The organism is Pseudovibrio sp. W74, assembly GCF_001623085.1.
In the GTDB taxonomy this organism is placed as follows: domain Bacteria; phylum Pseudomonadota; class Alphaproteobacteria; order Rhizobiales; family Stappiaceae; genus Pseudovibrio.
On the sequence record NZ_LMCJ01000002.1, the window covers coordinates 234,388 to 249,471 of the forward strand.

The 15,084-nt window shown below is 54.5% G+C and carries 14 protein-coding genes; 9 read left to right on the plus strand and 5 right to left on the minus strand.

Annotated features, from left to right (window positions below):
* Positions 1-18: 18 nt before the first annotated feature.
* Positions 19-1,053: an NAD-dependent epimerase/dehydratase family protein gene (locus PsW74_RS01835; RefSeq protein WP_063287705.1), complete on the plus strand. Its 1,035-nt coding sequence runs from the start codon at positions 19-21 to the stop codon at positions 1,051-1,053.
* A gap of 4 nt (positions 1,054-1,057) precedes the next feature.
* Here PsW74_RS01835 and PsW74_RS01840 read toward each other — a convergent pair whose 3' ends face one another.
* The gene (locus tag PsW74_RS01840) at positions 1,058-2,173 is read right to left on the minus strand and encodes an FAD-dependent oxidoreductase (RefSeq protein WP_063287704.1); all 1,116 of its coding nucleotides are present in this window, start codon (positions 2,171-2,173) and stop codon (positions 1,058-1,060) included.
* Between the two features lie 123 nt (positions 2,174-2,296).
* Between PsW74_RS01840 and PsW74_RS01845 the strand changes: the two genes are divergently transcribed.
* The 8 genes from PsW74_RS01845 (at position 2,297) to PsW74_RS01880 (ending at position 9,782) form a co-directional block, all read left to right on the plus strand.
* The gene (locus PsW74_RS01845) at positions 2,297-2,740 is read left to right on the plus strand and encodes a MarR family winged helix-turn-helix transcriptional regulator (RefSeq protein ID WP_063287703.1); all 444 of its coding nucleotides are present in this window, start codon (positions 2,297-2,299) and stop codon (positions 2,738-2,740) included.
* Between the two features lie 92 nt (positions 2,741-2,832).
* Positions 2,833-3,222, plus strand: coding sequence for a hypothetical protein (locus PsW74_RS01850; protein WP_153039884.1), 390 nt, complete (start codon positions 2,833-2,835; stop codon positions 3,220-3,222).
* A gap of 396 nt (positions 3,223-3,618) precedes the next feature.
* Positions 3,619-5,121: an NCS1 family transporter gene (locus tag PsW74_RS01855; protein ID WP_082596461.1), complete on the plus strand. Its 1,503-nt coding sequence runs from the start codon at positions 3,619-3,621 to the stop codon at positions 5,119-5,121.
* 111 nt (positions 5,122-5,232) lie between these two features.
* Positions 5,233-5,763 carry a GNAT family protein gene (locus PsW74_RS01860; RefSeq protein ID WP_063287701.1) on the plus strand — a complete coding sequence of 177 codons (531 nt, stop codon included), beginning with the start codon at positions 5,233-5,235 and terminating at the stop codon, positions 5,761-5,763.
* A 104-nt stretch (positions 5,764-5,867) separates the two neighbouring features.
* A complete protein-coding gene (locus PsW74_RS01865; RefSeq protein WP_063287700.1) occupies positions 5,868-6,383 on the plus strand; it encodes a YgjV family protein in 516 nt (171 codons plus the stop codon).
* Positions 6,384-6,513: 130 nt separating this feature from the next.
* A complete protein-coding gene (locus PsW74_RS01870; RefSeq protein WP_082830451.1) occupies positions 6,514-7,635 on the plus strand; it encodes a type III polyketide synthase in 1,122 nt (373 codons plus the stop codon).
* The gene (locus PsW74_RS01875; RefSeq protein WP_063287698.1) at positions 7,628-8,128 is read left to right on the plus strand and encodes an isoprenylcysteine carboxylmethyltransferase family protein; all 501 of its coding nucleotides are present in this window, start codon (positions 7,628-7,630) and stop codon (positions 8,126-8,128) included. The genes PsW74_RS01870 and PsW74_RS01875 overlap by 8 nt, the downstream gene beginning before the upstream one ends.
* Before the next feature lie 136 nt (positions 8,129-8,264).
* Positions 8,265-9,782, plus strand: coding sequence for an aldehyde dehydrogenase (NADP(+)) (locus PsW74_RS01880; RefSeq protein WP_063287697.1), 1,518 nt, complete (start codon positions 8,265-8,267; stop codon positions 9,780-9,782).
* Between the two features lie 187 nt (positions 9,783-9,969).
* Here the strand turns inward: PsW74_RS01880 and ugpC are convergent, their stop codons facing one another.
* Genes ugpC through PsW74_RS01900 form a run of 4 tightly spaced genes read right to left on the minus strand, consistent with a single transcriptional unit; the run spans position 9,970 to position 15,082 of the window.
* Positions 9,970-11,073, minus strand: coding sequence for a sn-glycerol-3-phosphate ABC transporter ATP-binding protein UgpC (gene ugpC, locus PsW74_RS01885; protein WP_063287696.1), 1,104 nt, complete (start codon positions 11,071-11,073; stop codon positions 9,970-9,972).
* A 10-nt stretch (positions 11,074-11,083) separates the two neighbouring features.
* Positions 11,084-11,953, minus strand: coding sequence for an endonuclease/exonuclease/phosphatase family protein (locus PsW74_RS01890; protein ID WP_063287695.1), 870 nt, complete (start codon positions 11,951-11,953; stop codon positions 11,084-11,086).
* Positions 11,940-12,974: a LacI family DNA-binding transcriptional regulator gene (locus PsW74_RS01895; protein WP_063287694.1), complete on the minus strand. Its 1,035-nt coding sequence runs from the start codon at positions 12,972-12,974 to the stop codon at positions 11,940-11,942. Before PsW74_RS01895 ends, PsW74_RS01890 begins: the two co-directional genes overlap by 14 nt.
* Before the next feature lie 11 nt (positions 12,975-12,985).
* Entirely contained in the window at positions 12,986-15,082 is a 2,097-nt protein-coding gene (locus PsW74_RS01900) for an alpha-amylase family protein (RefSeq protein ID WP_063287693.1), read from the minus strand.
* Positions 15,083-15,084 lie beyond the last annotated feature (2 nt).

Consider the following 15,084-nt stretch of genomic DNA (forward strand, 5'->3'; position numbering starts at 1 on the left):
AAACAGAGGGAGGCAGTCATGCGGGTTTTGGTCGTTGGAGGCACCGGTTTTTTGGGTGGCGCGATAACGGATGCGCTTGTCAGTGCAGGCCATCAGGTTGCTGTGCTGGTGCGCGGTAGTACCAAACGATCTTTACCGAAGGGCGTTGAAGCAATCACAGCTGATCGGTACGGTGAGCTTAGCGCTTTGAAACAACATACGTTTGACTGGGTCTTTGACACCTGCGCCTTCTCACCTGATGCCGTGCGCAGCTTGCTTGGTCCGCTTGGAGACCAACTGCAGCGCTATGTGTTCATCTCCTCAATTTCAGCCTACGGCACATTTGCAAAACCGCGTTTGAATGAACAAGACCCTGTGCCCGCTGCGACTGAGGGTGATCTGGCTGTTGCTCAAGGCCTTTCACCTGCAAAGCGTAGTTCAGCGGCTTCTTACGGGGCGTCTTATGGTGCCCTCAAACGGGCATGTGAGCTTGCTGCAGAAGAAGTACTTGGTGAGCGGGCAACCTCCTTGCGCGTGGGTCTGCTGGTTGGCGCTGGCGACTATACAGATCGGCTGACCTGGTGGGTCCGCCGCATTGACCAGGCCACACGGCAAGCCCCTGCGATCCCAGCTCCGGCTCCGGCTTCAAGACAGGTGCAGATGATTGATGTGCGGGATGTGGCTGATTTCGCGCTGGCCTGTGCGCAGACCAAACGCGGAGGCATTTGGAATGTCACCAGCCCTCCGCTTCAACTTAGTTATGTCCTGCAGGCCATCATATCAGAAGCGAACTCCTCTGCTCGCCTGCACTGGGTGGAGGAAGAGCATGTTATTGATGCAGGCATTCAGCCGTGGACCGATCTGCCCGTCATGATGCCCTCCCTTCCAGACTTCGCGCACTTCATGAACGTGGACACCACCCGTGCAGAGGCAGCCGGTTTAACCTGTCGCCCACTGAACGAAACACTCGGCCCGTTGCTGGCCTGGGACCGTACCCGGCGCGATACAGCTCTCAAATGCGGTTTGACAGCTGATCAGGAAGCAGCTCTGCTCAAGCAGCACACCACAAGCTGAGCGTCTACGCCTTGGCAGCAGCACCGAGCGCTTTGCGGTACATGGGCACCAGCATGGTTTTTGCCTTTGCCATGCGTGTGAACCAGCTGGCTTTCACTGTACCAATTGGCGGCACATCAGAAACACCGGTTTGACTGCCAAGGGTGACGACCATCATGTTATCGTTGGTTTTCGGCTTGTAGCTCTTCAGCTTGGCCTGCGGGTTCTTCAGAATTTGCAACACGTTATGGGTCACAGTTTTCACATGACCGCGCACATACAGTGCCTTCTTCACTTCATCAATCCCAGCGATGTCACCCAGCACAAAGACGCTGCTCTGGCCCTTCATCTGGAACGTGTCTTCAACCGCAATATAGCCACGCGTGTCAAGCAGATGAGCAAGATCTTGCTGCATGTAATCCGTATTCGGCTTGCCGCCTACACACCAGATGATCAGGTCGTAATCTACCACCTCGCCGCTAGAGAGCTTGGCTTGCCCGGCCTCAGCCTTCTGTGAGCTAGATGGCGCAGGTGAAAGCACGCGTTCGCCCAGCATGAACGTCACCCCGCGCTGCTGCAGCACTTTCACGGCATGGTTTGCCGTCTTGCGGGAGGTGCCTTTGAGGACTTCACCGCTGGATTCCACCAGAACAACCGATTTTTGCGGGAACCGCTCGATAATCTCACCCGCCATCTCAACGCCAACAGGGCCACCGCCAACAAGCAAGATTTTCTGCGCAGCTTCAATCGCACTATGGGTCGACTTGAACGCAGCGTGTCGCTCCTTCGTTGAGCCAGAGGTCGGGCGGATCAGCTCTGAGGGAAACCGGCTACCAGTTGCCAGAATGGAGATATCAGCCTCCAACGTATGCTCAGCACCATCAACACCGATGACGTGCCCGACTTCACCAGTAAACCGCTCCAGCTTGCCGTGAATGAAGTCCACGCCCTTCAAAAACGAATGAAATGGCATAACCGCCTGATGCGCATAGTCTGGCTGCACCGCCACACGGGGCATGGCCATTGGCACCTCAAAATAATCAAGCGAGCTGACGAGCTTCACATTGGCATGCTTTGAAAGCTGGGTTGCAAGGGTCGCTCCGGCGATTCCACCGCCATAAATCACAACTGACTTGGACATGTCTTTACTCCGTTCTGTTGCGCTTTATATACTACAATGATTTAATAGTTCAATATTATAAATATTACTTTTTTAAAGCAAACCTGATATGACGCCACCTGCAGATTTGAGGACGTGAATGAAATGAAAGACTTACCGGCAAGCATGCTTGTGCTTTTCCAGTTTCAGGAAATTTTGGGACGCATCCATAAATCCTACTCGGAATACGCTGATAAGCTCACACCGACAGAAACCAATATGCTGCTGCATCTGGGCGAACCGGTGCGCATGGGCAAGCTCGCAGACCTGTTGTTCTGCCTGCCCTCCAACGTGACTGTGCTGGTTGATAAGTTCGAGAAACTCGGTTTGCTGCAGCGTCAACGTTCCGCAGAAGATCGCCGCGCAATCGAGGTCGCACTGACGAGCAAAGGTCAGGCGCTCCGCACTCAGACCATCAAACACATTTCAAAGGTCATTGAAGAGCAATCCGGTCTTGAGCAGGAAGATTTTGAAAAGATTTTCGACGTGCTGAAGCAAAAGTCCATGATTGACGGTTCTTGTGGAGCCTGCCCTTCAGCGGAGAGTTAAGATTTAGCCTGCCATCTCGTCCGCTTCACAAAACCTTTCTGTCTGCGTCTCCTGAATGCCCAAGGTTGGGCCAATAAGAACAGGAGAACCAAATGAAGCTTTCACGAATGATTCTGAGCGCGTTTCTCGCCTCAACAATGGTAGTTTCTGGCGCGCAAGCGGCGGTCTACATTGGAGACAAACTAGCGACGGCGGAGCAACTGGCTTCTAAATCCTCCGACAGCGATAAAACCACGATCGCAGAAACGCTTTCCAATTCCGTTCAAGAGTCTATCACGAACGGCTACAACTCCATCGGCAACACAGACCTGGAGATCACCAAGGGCTGGCACAAAGGCGGCAACTTGCCATTCGACAGTACGTTTGAGCACGTCACGGTCCAAGTCTACAAAAATAATGAGTATGTTAAAACCTGCCATGCCTACTCTTTTCAAACTAAACTGGATGGTCCGTATCAGGCCAGTTGCGTAAAACCAAAGTAAGTTATCCATCTGACAGCGTGTCTCTATTCCTGTTGAGGTTTAGGGGCACGTCCCACAAGAATTACATCAATCAATACTTTTACCAGTTGATCAAAAAACTTAGTTTTGAAGTTTTATTCGCACCTGATAAATATTTTCACGCTAATACTTTTGCGAAAATCTAGTAAAATTTGCTCTGACCTACTTGCGCAATACATATTTTCAGGTTAGTTAGCCGACTTTAGCAGAACAATCTCATCAGGCTGTATTCAGCCTCGCAGTGCATGTAGTGCAACTACCGGCAAACGGTAGTGTTATTTCTACTTCTTGCTGTGAGCGCTGCTTTTGCACGCGCATACTTGCGCCCTGCTAAGATTTACTGTCTCAAAAAAGTTAATATACATCAGGATCTAGAACATGGCACAAACCCAAGTTATGGATGAGACTTCACGCGGCCAATCCCGCCTCATGGAGCCAGCCATCCTTCCCGTCTGGCTTAATCAACGTGCCATCTCCAACCGTGGTTACATTGGACTTTGGATCTCGATGGCGGTGATCATCGCAACCTTCCAGCTGGGTGCTGGCGGTGTAGCAGGTCTCCCTCTCCCAATCGTTATTGCAACAATCTTCTTTGCCAACCTGCTGCTTGGCATCGTCATGGCGATGACCGCCGACATCGGCACCGAGCACGGCATTTCCTTTGCAGTTTACCTCCGCGCCCCGTTTGGCACTGTGGGCACGCACATTCCCTCCATCACACGTGGTGTAGTCGCGGCCATCTGGTTCGGTATTCAAACCTACCTCGGAGCGCTGGCGCTAAACGGTATCTTCTCTTACCTCACCGGGTTCGATAACTGGGTGGTCTGGTACATCGGGTTTGCCGTGCTGCAGGTGGCCAACACCGCCATGGGCATTCGCGCTGTTGAGCGTCTTGCGAAAATCGCCGCTCCAGCCATCATGGCAATCTCTGTTTGGATGTACTTCACGCTCGATAACCTTGCCACAGCAAGCGGAAAAGACATCTGGTCCTTTGCTGGCGATGCAGAAATCTCCATCGTTGCCCTCTTCGTTGCCAACATGGCCTTTTGGTCCTCACTGGCGGTGGACATTCCAAACATCACCCGCTTCCTGCATGTTGAAGCGGGCACCAAGAGTTTCTTCAAGCGCAACAAGAATGTGTTTCTGGCGCAGTTCGTTGCCCTGCCAGTCGTACAAAGCTGGATCGCACTGATCGGTGCAGTGTCCTTCATCGCAGCTGGTGACTGGAACCCGATCACCGTTATTCAAGGTCAGGGCACTGGCATCACGCTGGTGGTTCTGCTGGTCATGGTGGTGCTGGCCCAATGGTCCACCAACACAAGCGCCAACCTCATCCCGGCAGCACTGACCTTCGTGAATGCAGGCGCTCCATGGATCACTTACGCCATGGGTCTGGTTCTGGCGGCCATTGTGGGTACGCTGGCGATGCCTTGGCTGATCCTTGATCACCTCTTCACATACCTTGGCCTTTACGGCGCCATGCTGGCAGCGCTGGGTGGCATCATGATCTGCGATTACTTTGTGATCCGCAAACGCCGCCTCAATGTACCTGAGCTTTATGAAGAAGACGGTCAGTTCAAGTACATTGCAGGCTGCAACCCGGCAGGTCTGATTGCATGGGCTGTGGGCGGTGCGCTGGCGATCTACGTGATCGACCTCTCCTACTTCGTTGGCTTCTTCTCCGCTTTTGCGCTCTACTGGGTGCTGATGAAACTCTGGATCCTGCCAAAGTTCAAGCAGGATGAACTGGTGCATGCAGATGATGAGAAGTATCTGGCAACCAGCGTCAACCGCAACTGGGTGTATCTGGATGGTCAGGGCATGGTGAAAATGGATTGCGCCAGCATTCCGGACCACGCACTTTCTCGCGAAGATCTGTAGACTCTGCTGAAGCTTACAAATGAGAACCCCTTGCGCCTGCCCGCGTGAGGGGTTTTCTCTTTTGAGATTACCCGTTAATGTTCAGGGGTCATTTTCAAAAGTGCATGTTTTATGAATACACCCACACAACTTGCCATACCGTCCGTTTCCCTTCACGAAATCAGTGAGGCCGATGCGCTCGAAGTCCTGGAGTTTGAAAGCAGCAACAGCACTTTCTTTGAAAAGTGGGTACCCGCCCGCGGGCCCGAGCACTTTGAGGAGATATCGCTCCGACAGGTTATCAAAGACCTGATGGCTGATCCTGACCGGTTTTATCTGGTCCGCTCTGGCAATGGCGAGCTGGTGGGCCGCATCAACCTGCGCAAGTTGGACAAAGAGCCTCTGGACACTGTTGAGCTGGGCTACAGAGTTGGCGAAAATCATCTGGGCAAAGGCTATGCCAAAGCCGCTGTTCTTGCCGTTGTGGAGCAAATGCGAGCTGATGGCGCGATGAAGCATCTGGAGGCCTTTGCAGCAGACAACAACCCAGCCTCCTCCAACGTACTATTGGCCTGTGGCTTCCGCTGGGACAAAACAGGCACCAAAACCGTGCAACTTAACGGCAACCCATTGACGTTGCACCGCTTTGCTCTGACGCTCTGAGATTGGACTTATCCAGCCCGTAGTATCTCTGACCCGCGCAATTACAGACGATCTGAGCGCCAATCACGCCTACACTCCTCTTCCAATAAGAAAGAAAACGGAAGATGGATCCACTCGTCATACAGGGTTTTGGGCTGGCGGCCTATGCTGTCAACATAGTTGGCTTTTCCACCAGACATGATCAGCTGTTTCGCAGCCTGCTTTTTGTCAGCTGCTCCCTGTTCTGTATCCATTATGTGCTGATGGGCGCTTATGTTGCAGGGGCAAACCTTGGCATCAATGGTGTGCGATCCTTCGTTTCTCTGCGTTTTAAGGGCTACACATGGTTTAGCCTCTTTGCCGTCATCCAAACCATAATGAGTGTGATGGTGTATGAAGGGCTCATCGACCTATTACCATGGTCCGCCTCTCTCATGAGCGGCTTTGCGCTGTTTTGCCTGAGTGGAATCCAGATGCGCTTCGCCATGCTCATTTGCGCTCTTACATGGATGGTCAACGCCCTGATCGTGGGCTCCTGGGGCGGATCTCTGAACGATATCACCAACGCCACCCTGCTTGCTTTCACGATTTATCGTATGAAAACCGCAAATGAACGGGAGGCCCAAACCGCTTCACTCTGACATTCCATAGCACTCAATCTCACCCCACCAAAACAACCCCAAAAAACGCCGGATTTTCAGCGGCTTGGTCAAGGCCTATAAAGTTGATGATGCATTATCTGGCAACAATGAAAGCAGGGTTGGAGAGCCGATGCCCGTTTACCTGACCGGCCTTGCGACAGCGGTGCCGCCCTATGAATTGCCCCAGACGCTGGTGTTGGACTACGCCCGCCGGATCCTCGGGCCAAAGTTCGCGCAGTTTGAGCGCATGGCTGGCACCTTCCTGTCCGCTGGCGTGAAGAGACGTTATTCCTTCGCCCCGTTGGAGTGGTTTTTAGAGCCGCAAGACTGGAAAACCCGAAATGAAACCTATCTGCGCGGTGCAACGGATCTGTTTATTGTTGCTGCCCGCAAAGCGCTGATTAAAGCAGGTCTGCGCGCAGATGAAATCGACTGCGTGGTGACGGTGTCCTCAACCGGCATTGCAACACCAACACTGGAAGCTCAGGCCTGGAAACAGATGGGCTTTCGCACTGACATCCTGCGTGTGCCCGTGTTTGGCCTTGGTTGTGCGGGCGGCGTCTCCGGCCTTTCCATCGCCCAGCAACTGGCGCAGGCGAAACCGGGCAGCAACGTGCTCGTGGTCGCGTTGGAGGGATGCACGCTTTCCTTCCGCAGTGACCGGCTCACGAAAGCGGATATCATCGCCACGGTTCTTTTTGGCGACGGTGCAGCAGCGGCCTGCCTTTCCACCAGCAAGCCCGAGAGTTCAAAACAGTTGTTTGTACTGGGCACAGGTCATCAGGAGATGTGGCCAGACACACTCAACATTATGGGTTGGAATGTGGAAGAGCATGGCCTTGGCGTGGTGTTTGACCGGTCTATTCCCGATTTCGCAACCGAGCATTTTCGTGATGTCACCGAGCGCAGTTTGAATGCACTTGCCATGGGCATGGATGGTGTTGATCGTTTCGTTTGCCATCCGGGCGGCGCGAAAGTGGTTCAGGCGCTGGAAGGTGCGCTGGATCTACCTGCCAATACACTGGATGTAGAGCGTGAAATCCTGCAGGAATTCGGCAACATGTCCGCCCCCACCGCCCTGTTTGTGCTAGAGCGGGTTCTGGAGCGCTCCCCAGAAGGCAACATGGTCCTGTGCGCGCTTGGCCCTGGCTTTACAGCTTCTTTCCAGCCAGTGTCCGTTGTTGCCAATGAGGCAAGTGGGCGCTGGGAGACCACCGGCTTCCAAAGACCAGAGGGGGTGATCAATGCCTGAGGCGTCCTTGCTTGCCGTAATCTTTCTGGCGTTCATTGTCATTCAGCGCCTGTCTGAGCTCGTTATTGCCCGCAGCAATACAAGACGCTTGCTGGCTGCTGGAGCCTATGAGGTTGGTGCCTCGCATTATCCACTGATCGTCAGCGTGCATGTGGCATGGATCATCGCACTCATTGTGCTGGGCTACGACAAACCAGTCTCCATGCCGTGGTTGCTGGTCTTTGTGGTGCTGCAGGTGTTCCGCCTCTGGATATTGCTGAGCATGGGTCGCCGCTGGACCACCCGCATTATTGTGGCCAAAACTCCACTGGTGACGAAGGGACCGTTTGCGTTTGTGCGTCATCCCAACTACTTACTGGTGGCTCTGGAGATCTTCACCGCCCCTATGGTCCTCGGCCTGTTTCCAATCGCCTTCCTGTTCTCAGGCTTTAACGGCGCTCTTCTTGCCCTGCGAATTCGCGTGGAAGATGAGGCCCTTACGGAGTTGCGATAGAAAAGACCTTTGCACAATATGAAGTTATCGGCTTGAACCTGACAGAAGATAGTGATATATCACTGTCAAATTTAAGCTGAGGGCTGCACAACAAGACTGCAGCGCCTGCCAGATAACTTCATGTGCCGAGGAAACGATGCTAACAGGTTGCCATCTCATTGCCGGAGAATGGGTCGATAACGCCCAGAAATTCCAGTCATCCCCGTTCTCGGGCCCTGCTAAAAGCTATGCATGCGGCACTAGCGAACTGGTTGATCGCGCCGTAAAGGCCGCCGAAGACGCCTTCATGACCTTCGGCTGGACCACGCGCGCAGAACGCGCCAAATTCCTGCGCTCGGTCGCCGACGAGATCGACGCACGCGGTGCAGAAATCACGGAAGTTGGCTGCGCAGAAACCGGCCTCCCGGAAATGCGCCTCAACGGTGAGCGTGGCCGGACTGTTGGCCAGTTGCGTCTGTTCGCCGATCATATTGAGAAAGGCGAGTATCTGGATCTCACCCACGACGAGGCACTGCCAGACCGTGCTCCTCTACCGCGTTCTGACCTGCGTTTGAGCCAGCGTCCGGTTGGTCCGATTGCCGTGTTCGGCGCCTCCAACTTCCCGCTGGCGTTCTCCACCGCAGGCGGCGACACCGCCTCTGCGCTGGCTGCTGGGTGTCCGGTGGTTGTGAAGGGGCATGAAGCTCATCCGGGTACTGCTGAGATCGTAGCACAAGCCATTGATGCAGCAATCAAATCCTGCGGTATGCATCCAGGTGTGTTCTCACTGGTACAAGGTGGCAGTCGTGAAGTTGGTACGGCGCTGGTGCAGCATCCACTCATCAAAGCCGTTGGCTTCACTGGTTCCCTTGGCGGTGGTCGTGCATTGTTTGATCTGTGTGCCTCCCGCCCTGAGCCGATCCCGTTCTTCGGTGAGCTGGGCTCCATCAATCCAAACTTCATCTTCCCGAATGCGCTGGCCAACCGCGGCGACGCGATTGCGGCGGGCTGGGCTGGCTCCCTGTGCATGGGCGCAGGCCAGTTCTGCACCAATCCGGGCGTGGTTCTGTTGGTGGAAGGCGCTGAGACGGATGCCTTTATCGCCAAAGCTCAGGAGGCTTTGGGCGCTGCTGGGGAGCAGCCAATGCTGACAGATGGCATTGCAGCGGCTTACCGTTCCGGCGCTGAGAAAATCGCTGGCGAAGCGGGTGTTGACGAGCTGGTGGGCACCGCCTGCGCAACCCGTGGTGCCAAGCCGTATATGTTTGTGACAGACGCTGAAAACTGGCTTGCAAACAAAGAGTTGCAGGAAGAAGTGTTCGGTCCGCTCGGTATCATCGTTAAGCTGAAAAACATCGAGCAGATGCAGGATGTGGCGCGCGCCATTGAAGGCCAACTGACCTGCACCATCCACATTGATGCAGCAGATCATGCAGAAGCCCGCAAGCTGATGCCATTGCTGGAGCGCAAGGCAGGCCGTGTGCTGGCCAATGGGTTCCCAACTGGCGTGGAAGTGTGTGATGCCATGGTTCACGGCGGACCTTACCCGGCCTCCACAAACTTTGGCGCAACTTCAGTCGGCACCATGGCGATCCGCCGCTTCCTGCGTCCGGTTTGTTATCAGGACATACCGCTTGAGCTGGTTCCGGGTTTTGAAATGGAAGAAATGGCTTAAGCCAGCCTCCAAAAGACTAAAAAAGCAAACGTACTCCTGAAAGCCGGAGCCATTTTTCGGGAATACGCGATAACAGCAAAAGCCCTGAGCACATCCGCTCAGGGCTTTTCTTTGTTTACGTCAATCTGATCGATCAAGCGCGTCTCCCAAGGAGGTATCAAGTCCTCGGGAAACGCCCCAAAAGTTCTTAAGCGGCCAGATTGCGCAGGCTTTCACCATCAAACACATGGCATTTATCAAGCGCCATGTTGAAGCTCAGCGTTTCCCCAGCATGCACTGTGCGCGGATTATACATGATGGACTGAACCGGAGAACCTGCCAGCTCCGTAAACAAAGTTGCCTCTGAGCCCAGATCTTCTGAAAGCGACACAGGCAGCTGCAACTGCGCAATTTCGCCCGCTGTTGGCAACGCATTGCCTTCTGGCGAGATATCCTCTGGCCGCACACCCAGCTTCACCGCTTTGCCTGCTTCCAATGTGTTACGCAGGCGTGCCGGAGCACTCAGCTCGCTGCCATCGCCCAGTTTCAGCACAGGGTTACCATTGCTGCTGGCGACATGCGCGTCGATCAGGTTCATCGGCGGAGAACCAATGAAGGTCGCCACAAAGGTGTTGTTCGGCTTTTCAAAGACCTCGCGCGGGCTGCCCACTTGTTCAATGATGCCATCACGCATGATCACGATGCGGTCCGCCAATGTCATGGCTTCCACCTGATCGTGGGTGACGTAGATGATGGTGTTGCCCACGCGCTGGTGCAGTTTCTTGATCTCAATGCGCATCTGGGTGCGCAGCTTGGCATCCAGGTTGGAGAGCGGCTCATCAAACAGATACACATCCGGGTGGCGCACAATCGCACGGCCCATGGCAACACGCTGGCGCTGACCGCCAGAAAGTTGACCCGGCTTGCGCTTCAGGTAGGGTTCCAGCCCCAGAATAGCCGCCGCATCTGCCACACGCGTTTCGATCTCACTTGGAGATACGCCTGCAATCTTGAGCGAAAACCCAAGGTTTTTGGCAACAGTCATATGCGGGTAGAGCGCATAATCCTGAAACACCATGGAGATGTTGCGCTGGCGCGGTGGCATGTCGTTGACCACACGATCACCAATCACCAACTCCCCGCCAGAAATCGTTTCAAGGCCAGCGATCATCCGCAGCGTGGTGGATTTTCCGCAGCCGGACGGGCCAACGAAAACAACAAATTCCTTGTCTTTGATCTCCAGATCAATGCCATGAATGACCTTGGTTGGACCATAAGACTTCTCGAGATTTTTCAGAGTAACTTGTGCCATGCTTTCCCCCTCAGGCGTCTTTCAGTTCCAGCCAGACCGGCAGATGGTCAGAGCCCTTCGCCTCTTCATCAACCCGCATGCCTGCAATGCGGTGCCGCAAAGAGGCACTCACAAACAGGTGGTCGATGCGGCGGGTATCAAAGTGAGCGGTCTTGCCACTTTCTTCCTCATTGCCCAGCCATACCCACGGGTCGACAAAACCATCGAGTGTCTGCACACGGCCACCTTCTTCTGATGGCGGGCCAGTGAACACCTCATAGACAGGCGTGCCCGGCCCGTTGTTCATGTCCCCCAGCAAAATGCAGTCGGTTGGCATGGTTGGCTGTGGTTCGTCATTGAGCCAATGGGCGTCGATGCCCGGGCCACCACACCATGCTCCCCCCTCAGACGGAGCTGTCTTGATGCGGTCTCTCACAAACTGTGCCTGCACCAGCGCAAAGTCTGGCGACCAGTAGAACAGGTGGGTGTTGTAGACCCGCAGCGGACCTCCCGGCGCGTCGATAACAGCTTCCAGAAGAGCAGCCTGAATGGCATGGCGGGTGATGGAGCCCATCTTGGGCAAAGGATAGGTACGGGTGGAAATGATCGGGTATTTGGAAAGGACCATTTCCCCATGCTGACGTCGGCGGTTGACCAGCTTGCCGTTTTCATCATGAAATGACGCGTCCATATCAAGGCCTGGGCCATAGACCCAGCGATATCCGCCAAGCAGATCCGCCAGTTCAGCGGCCTGATCCACATTTCCGTTTCGTTTCCAGAAGCGGTCAACTTCCTGCAGGCCGATGATGTCGGCCCCTTCAAGTTCTCCTGCAATTCTTTCCAGATCGACTTTACCGTCGATGCCGGTACCAAATTGAATGTTGTAGCTAACTATCTTCATGGGTTTTTCCGGAGGCTTTGTGAGCAACTCCTAAGGAGCCGCGCAGCTTGAGCGCGCAGTTGACGCGAATATTGCGGGGGTGGTCAGGCGCCGTTCCATCCAGCCGGCTCAGCACGATCTCCGTCAAATGACGGGCAATCTGCTCAATCGGCTGTTCAATGGCGGTGATGCCCGGCGGGATCAACCGGAACATGTCCGGGTCATCAAAGGTGACAAGATCAATGTCTTTGCCCACCTGTTTGCCGTTGCTGGATAAGCAATCCAGACCACCAATGGTCATCAGGTAATTGGAGAAAAACACAGCACTTGGCGGATTTTCCATGCCAAGGAACCTGTCCATGGCGGTGTATCCATCCAGCTGGCCCCAATTGCCAACGTAAACCAACTCCTCATCAACACTCAGGCCAGCTTGCTCATGGGCTTTTCTGTAGCCCTGCAACCGGTTTTGCCCTGTGCTTCCATTCAGGTCCCCTGTCACCACACCAATACGGGTGTGGCCAAAGTCAATCATGCGGCTCACTGCGTCTTGCGCAGCCGCCTCATCATTCACCAGCACCTTATCCGTTTCCACGCCCGGCACATCGTTGTTGAAGATGATGACCGGTTGTTCTCCGCTCAACAACTCCTGCACCTTCTCCGTCACCTCATGAGTACCGGACAAGATGATGGCATCGATGCGCCGCGAGGACGCTGATTCCAGCGCCTCGTTGATGGCATCCGCTTCATCAGAATGGTGAAAGGTTACAATGGAATACCCACGGGCACGCAGAGAACGCACCAGTTGGGTCAAAATCCCCGAGTTGAACTCGTCAAACTTGGGAACCAGATACCCGACTGTGTTGGTGCGCTCTGTTTTCATGGCGCGGGCAAGTGTGTTGGCCCGGTATCCCAGATCGGCAATCGCTTGTTCGATCCGGGTCCGGTTGTCCTTCCTGATGCGTTGATCGTTCAGATAACGCGAGACTGTGCCGACAGCGACGCCTGCGGAATCTGCTACATCGAGGATGGTTGGTTTTTTCACTGCACTGCCCTTTATTCCGCAGCCACTGCGTCATCTGCCTGTGAGATGACGGCGGCCCCATGGATATGGAGGCTAGGAAAGACGATGTGCAGCTTTTTGTCGAGGCTGTCATACTGCCATGGCAGTGTTTTACCCGAATAAGCGCAGGTCACGTTGGCAGGCTCTTCGTCCATTCGCACCCACGCTTTGGCTTCTTTCAACTCCGGTGCATCTTCGATGATCTCAACCGCACGGGTCTGACCGTCATTATACGGCACACCGCTGCCACGCAGCTGAGTTGGCGCATAAAGCACGTGCAGCACCTGACGCTGCTCATCCGCCTGCTTCATCAGCGACATGCGTGTGGCTGATGGCAACTCTGTGCCAATCAGCTGGCTTGGCATAAGGCGGTTGATGAGCCCGCGCACCAGATACTTGTAAAGCGTCTGGCCCGTTGCGCCATAAAGGCGGAACAGCGGATACGCCACATAAGCCACATTGCCTTTTTGCACGATCGCCGCGCCAATTGGCTCGGCATCCGGATCTTCCGGCGTGTGAAGGTGTGAGCAGAACTTGTCCCATGTGCGGTTGAAATAGGATGGACGAACATCAGCCAGCACATCACCATCAGTTGCCCGCAGAGATGCCCCCTTCTCGTACATAACAACAGAAGAATCGACCAGATCATCGTCCAGCTTTCCCCGACAGGACAGATAGCTCGGGTCATACTCCATTGGTGTGTCAGACAGTTCTGCTCCGATGTCGAGGAGGTATCGCTTGCCCTCAACATCAAGACCGGACTCGCCAGTCGCCAGAATGGCGCCGCCAGCGTCTGTAAACGCTTTCAGGCGAACCGCAAGATCATCACTCAGGCGAATGCTGTCCGGCAAAATAATCAGTTTGTAGTCATCAAAGCTGCTGGATGAGGAGATGAGATCAAACGGGATCTGCATTTCCAACAGCATACGGGCAGAGGCGGAATCGCTCGGCTCGCTGCGGTGCCCAAGGTGACTGCCAAGCTGGGAGACTTGCGCCTCGACAGAAAGGATCGCTACTTCGCGCTGATAGGTCGCGTTTCTGGCATAAGGCTCCAGCGCTTTGACACGCGAATATGCCGGGCGGATCAGGTCATACGTAGCAAAATCCATATGCCCATTCGGGTGCAACTGGTCACCGATGGAACAGCGCGCACCCAGAGACACCATCAGACAGCACTCATAGGACAATGCATCAGCGCGCTTGAAGCCGCCAAACTCACCCCAGTGCGTATGAAACCGTCCCGTCATACCAAGGAACGGCAGGTTCAATGTATCAGCGTACCGTGCTGAGACGGGAAAATGGTCATAACCCCAGCCACCGGTCGGCAGGCTCTCCAGCTCCAGATGACCGTAATATTGGTAGCGCTCATCCTGCCCTTTGTAGATGTGGCCAGAGTTGAAGAAAATTCGTGTATCCGGGAACTCGCCGTTGACCGCTTGCGAAAACCTTTCAAAAAAACGCAAAAGAACGCGTTTATCGTTGCTCTTACGATCATCCGGCTTCAACGGGTCCAAACCCTCTGATTTCATTGAGGAAAGGCAGGCGTTGCAGGTGCATTCCCAGGAAGCGAGGATGTCCATAAACAACGCAGGCGGATTATAACGAGCGCAAACTTCCAGAGCGATGTCGATCTGTCGCTGGATTGCACCTTCGTGGTTCAGGCAGATGGTGTGCCAGGTGGGCGTAAGTTGGTTCATCGCGGACGGCTCTGTGCCCGGATAATTGGCAGCTGTGTTTTGCGACTGCATCACACGCCATTCCGGATGTTCACGAGCTGTCAACTCATCCCATTGAACTGTCAGGTAAACCGGGGTCGCAATGTCGGCCTCATGACAGGCTGTGATCATGTCACCCAGCAGGTCCGGATTTTGCAATTCCGGGTGCGGCTTGCCCACGTTGGTTGGGTAATAACTCCAGCCGTGATGACAACGGGCGAACAGCGTGACGGAGTCCACTTCACCATGCTTCAGCGTTTCAACAAACTGCTTCGGATCAAACTTGGACCCGATCCCCGGAATATGCTCGGAACTATGAAAATCCAGATGAATCTGGCGGTATCGGAAGTCTTTTACTTCTTTTTTATGGCACATGA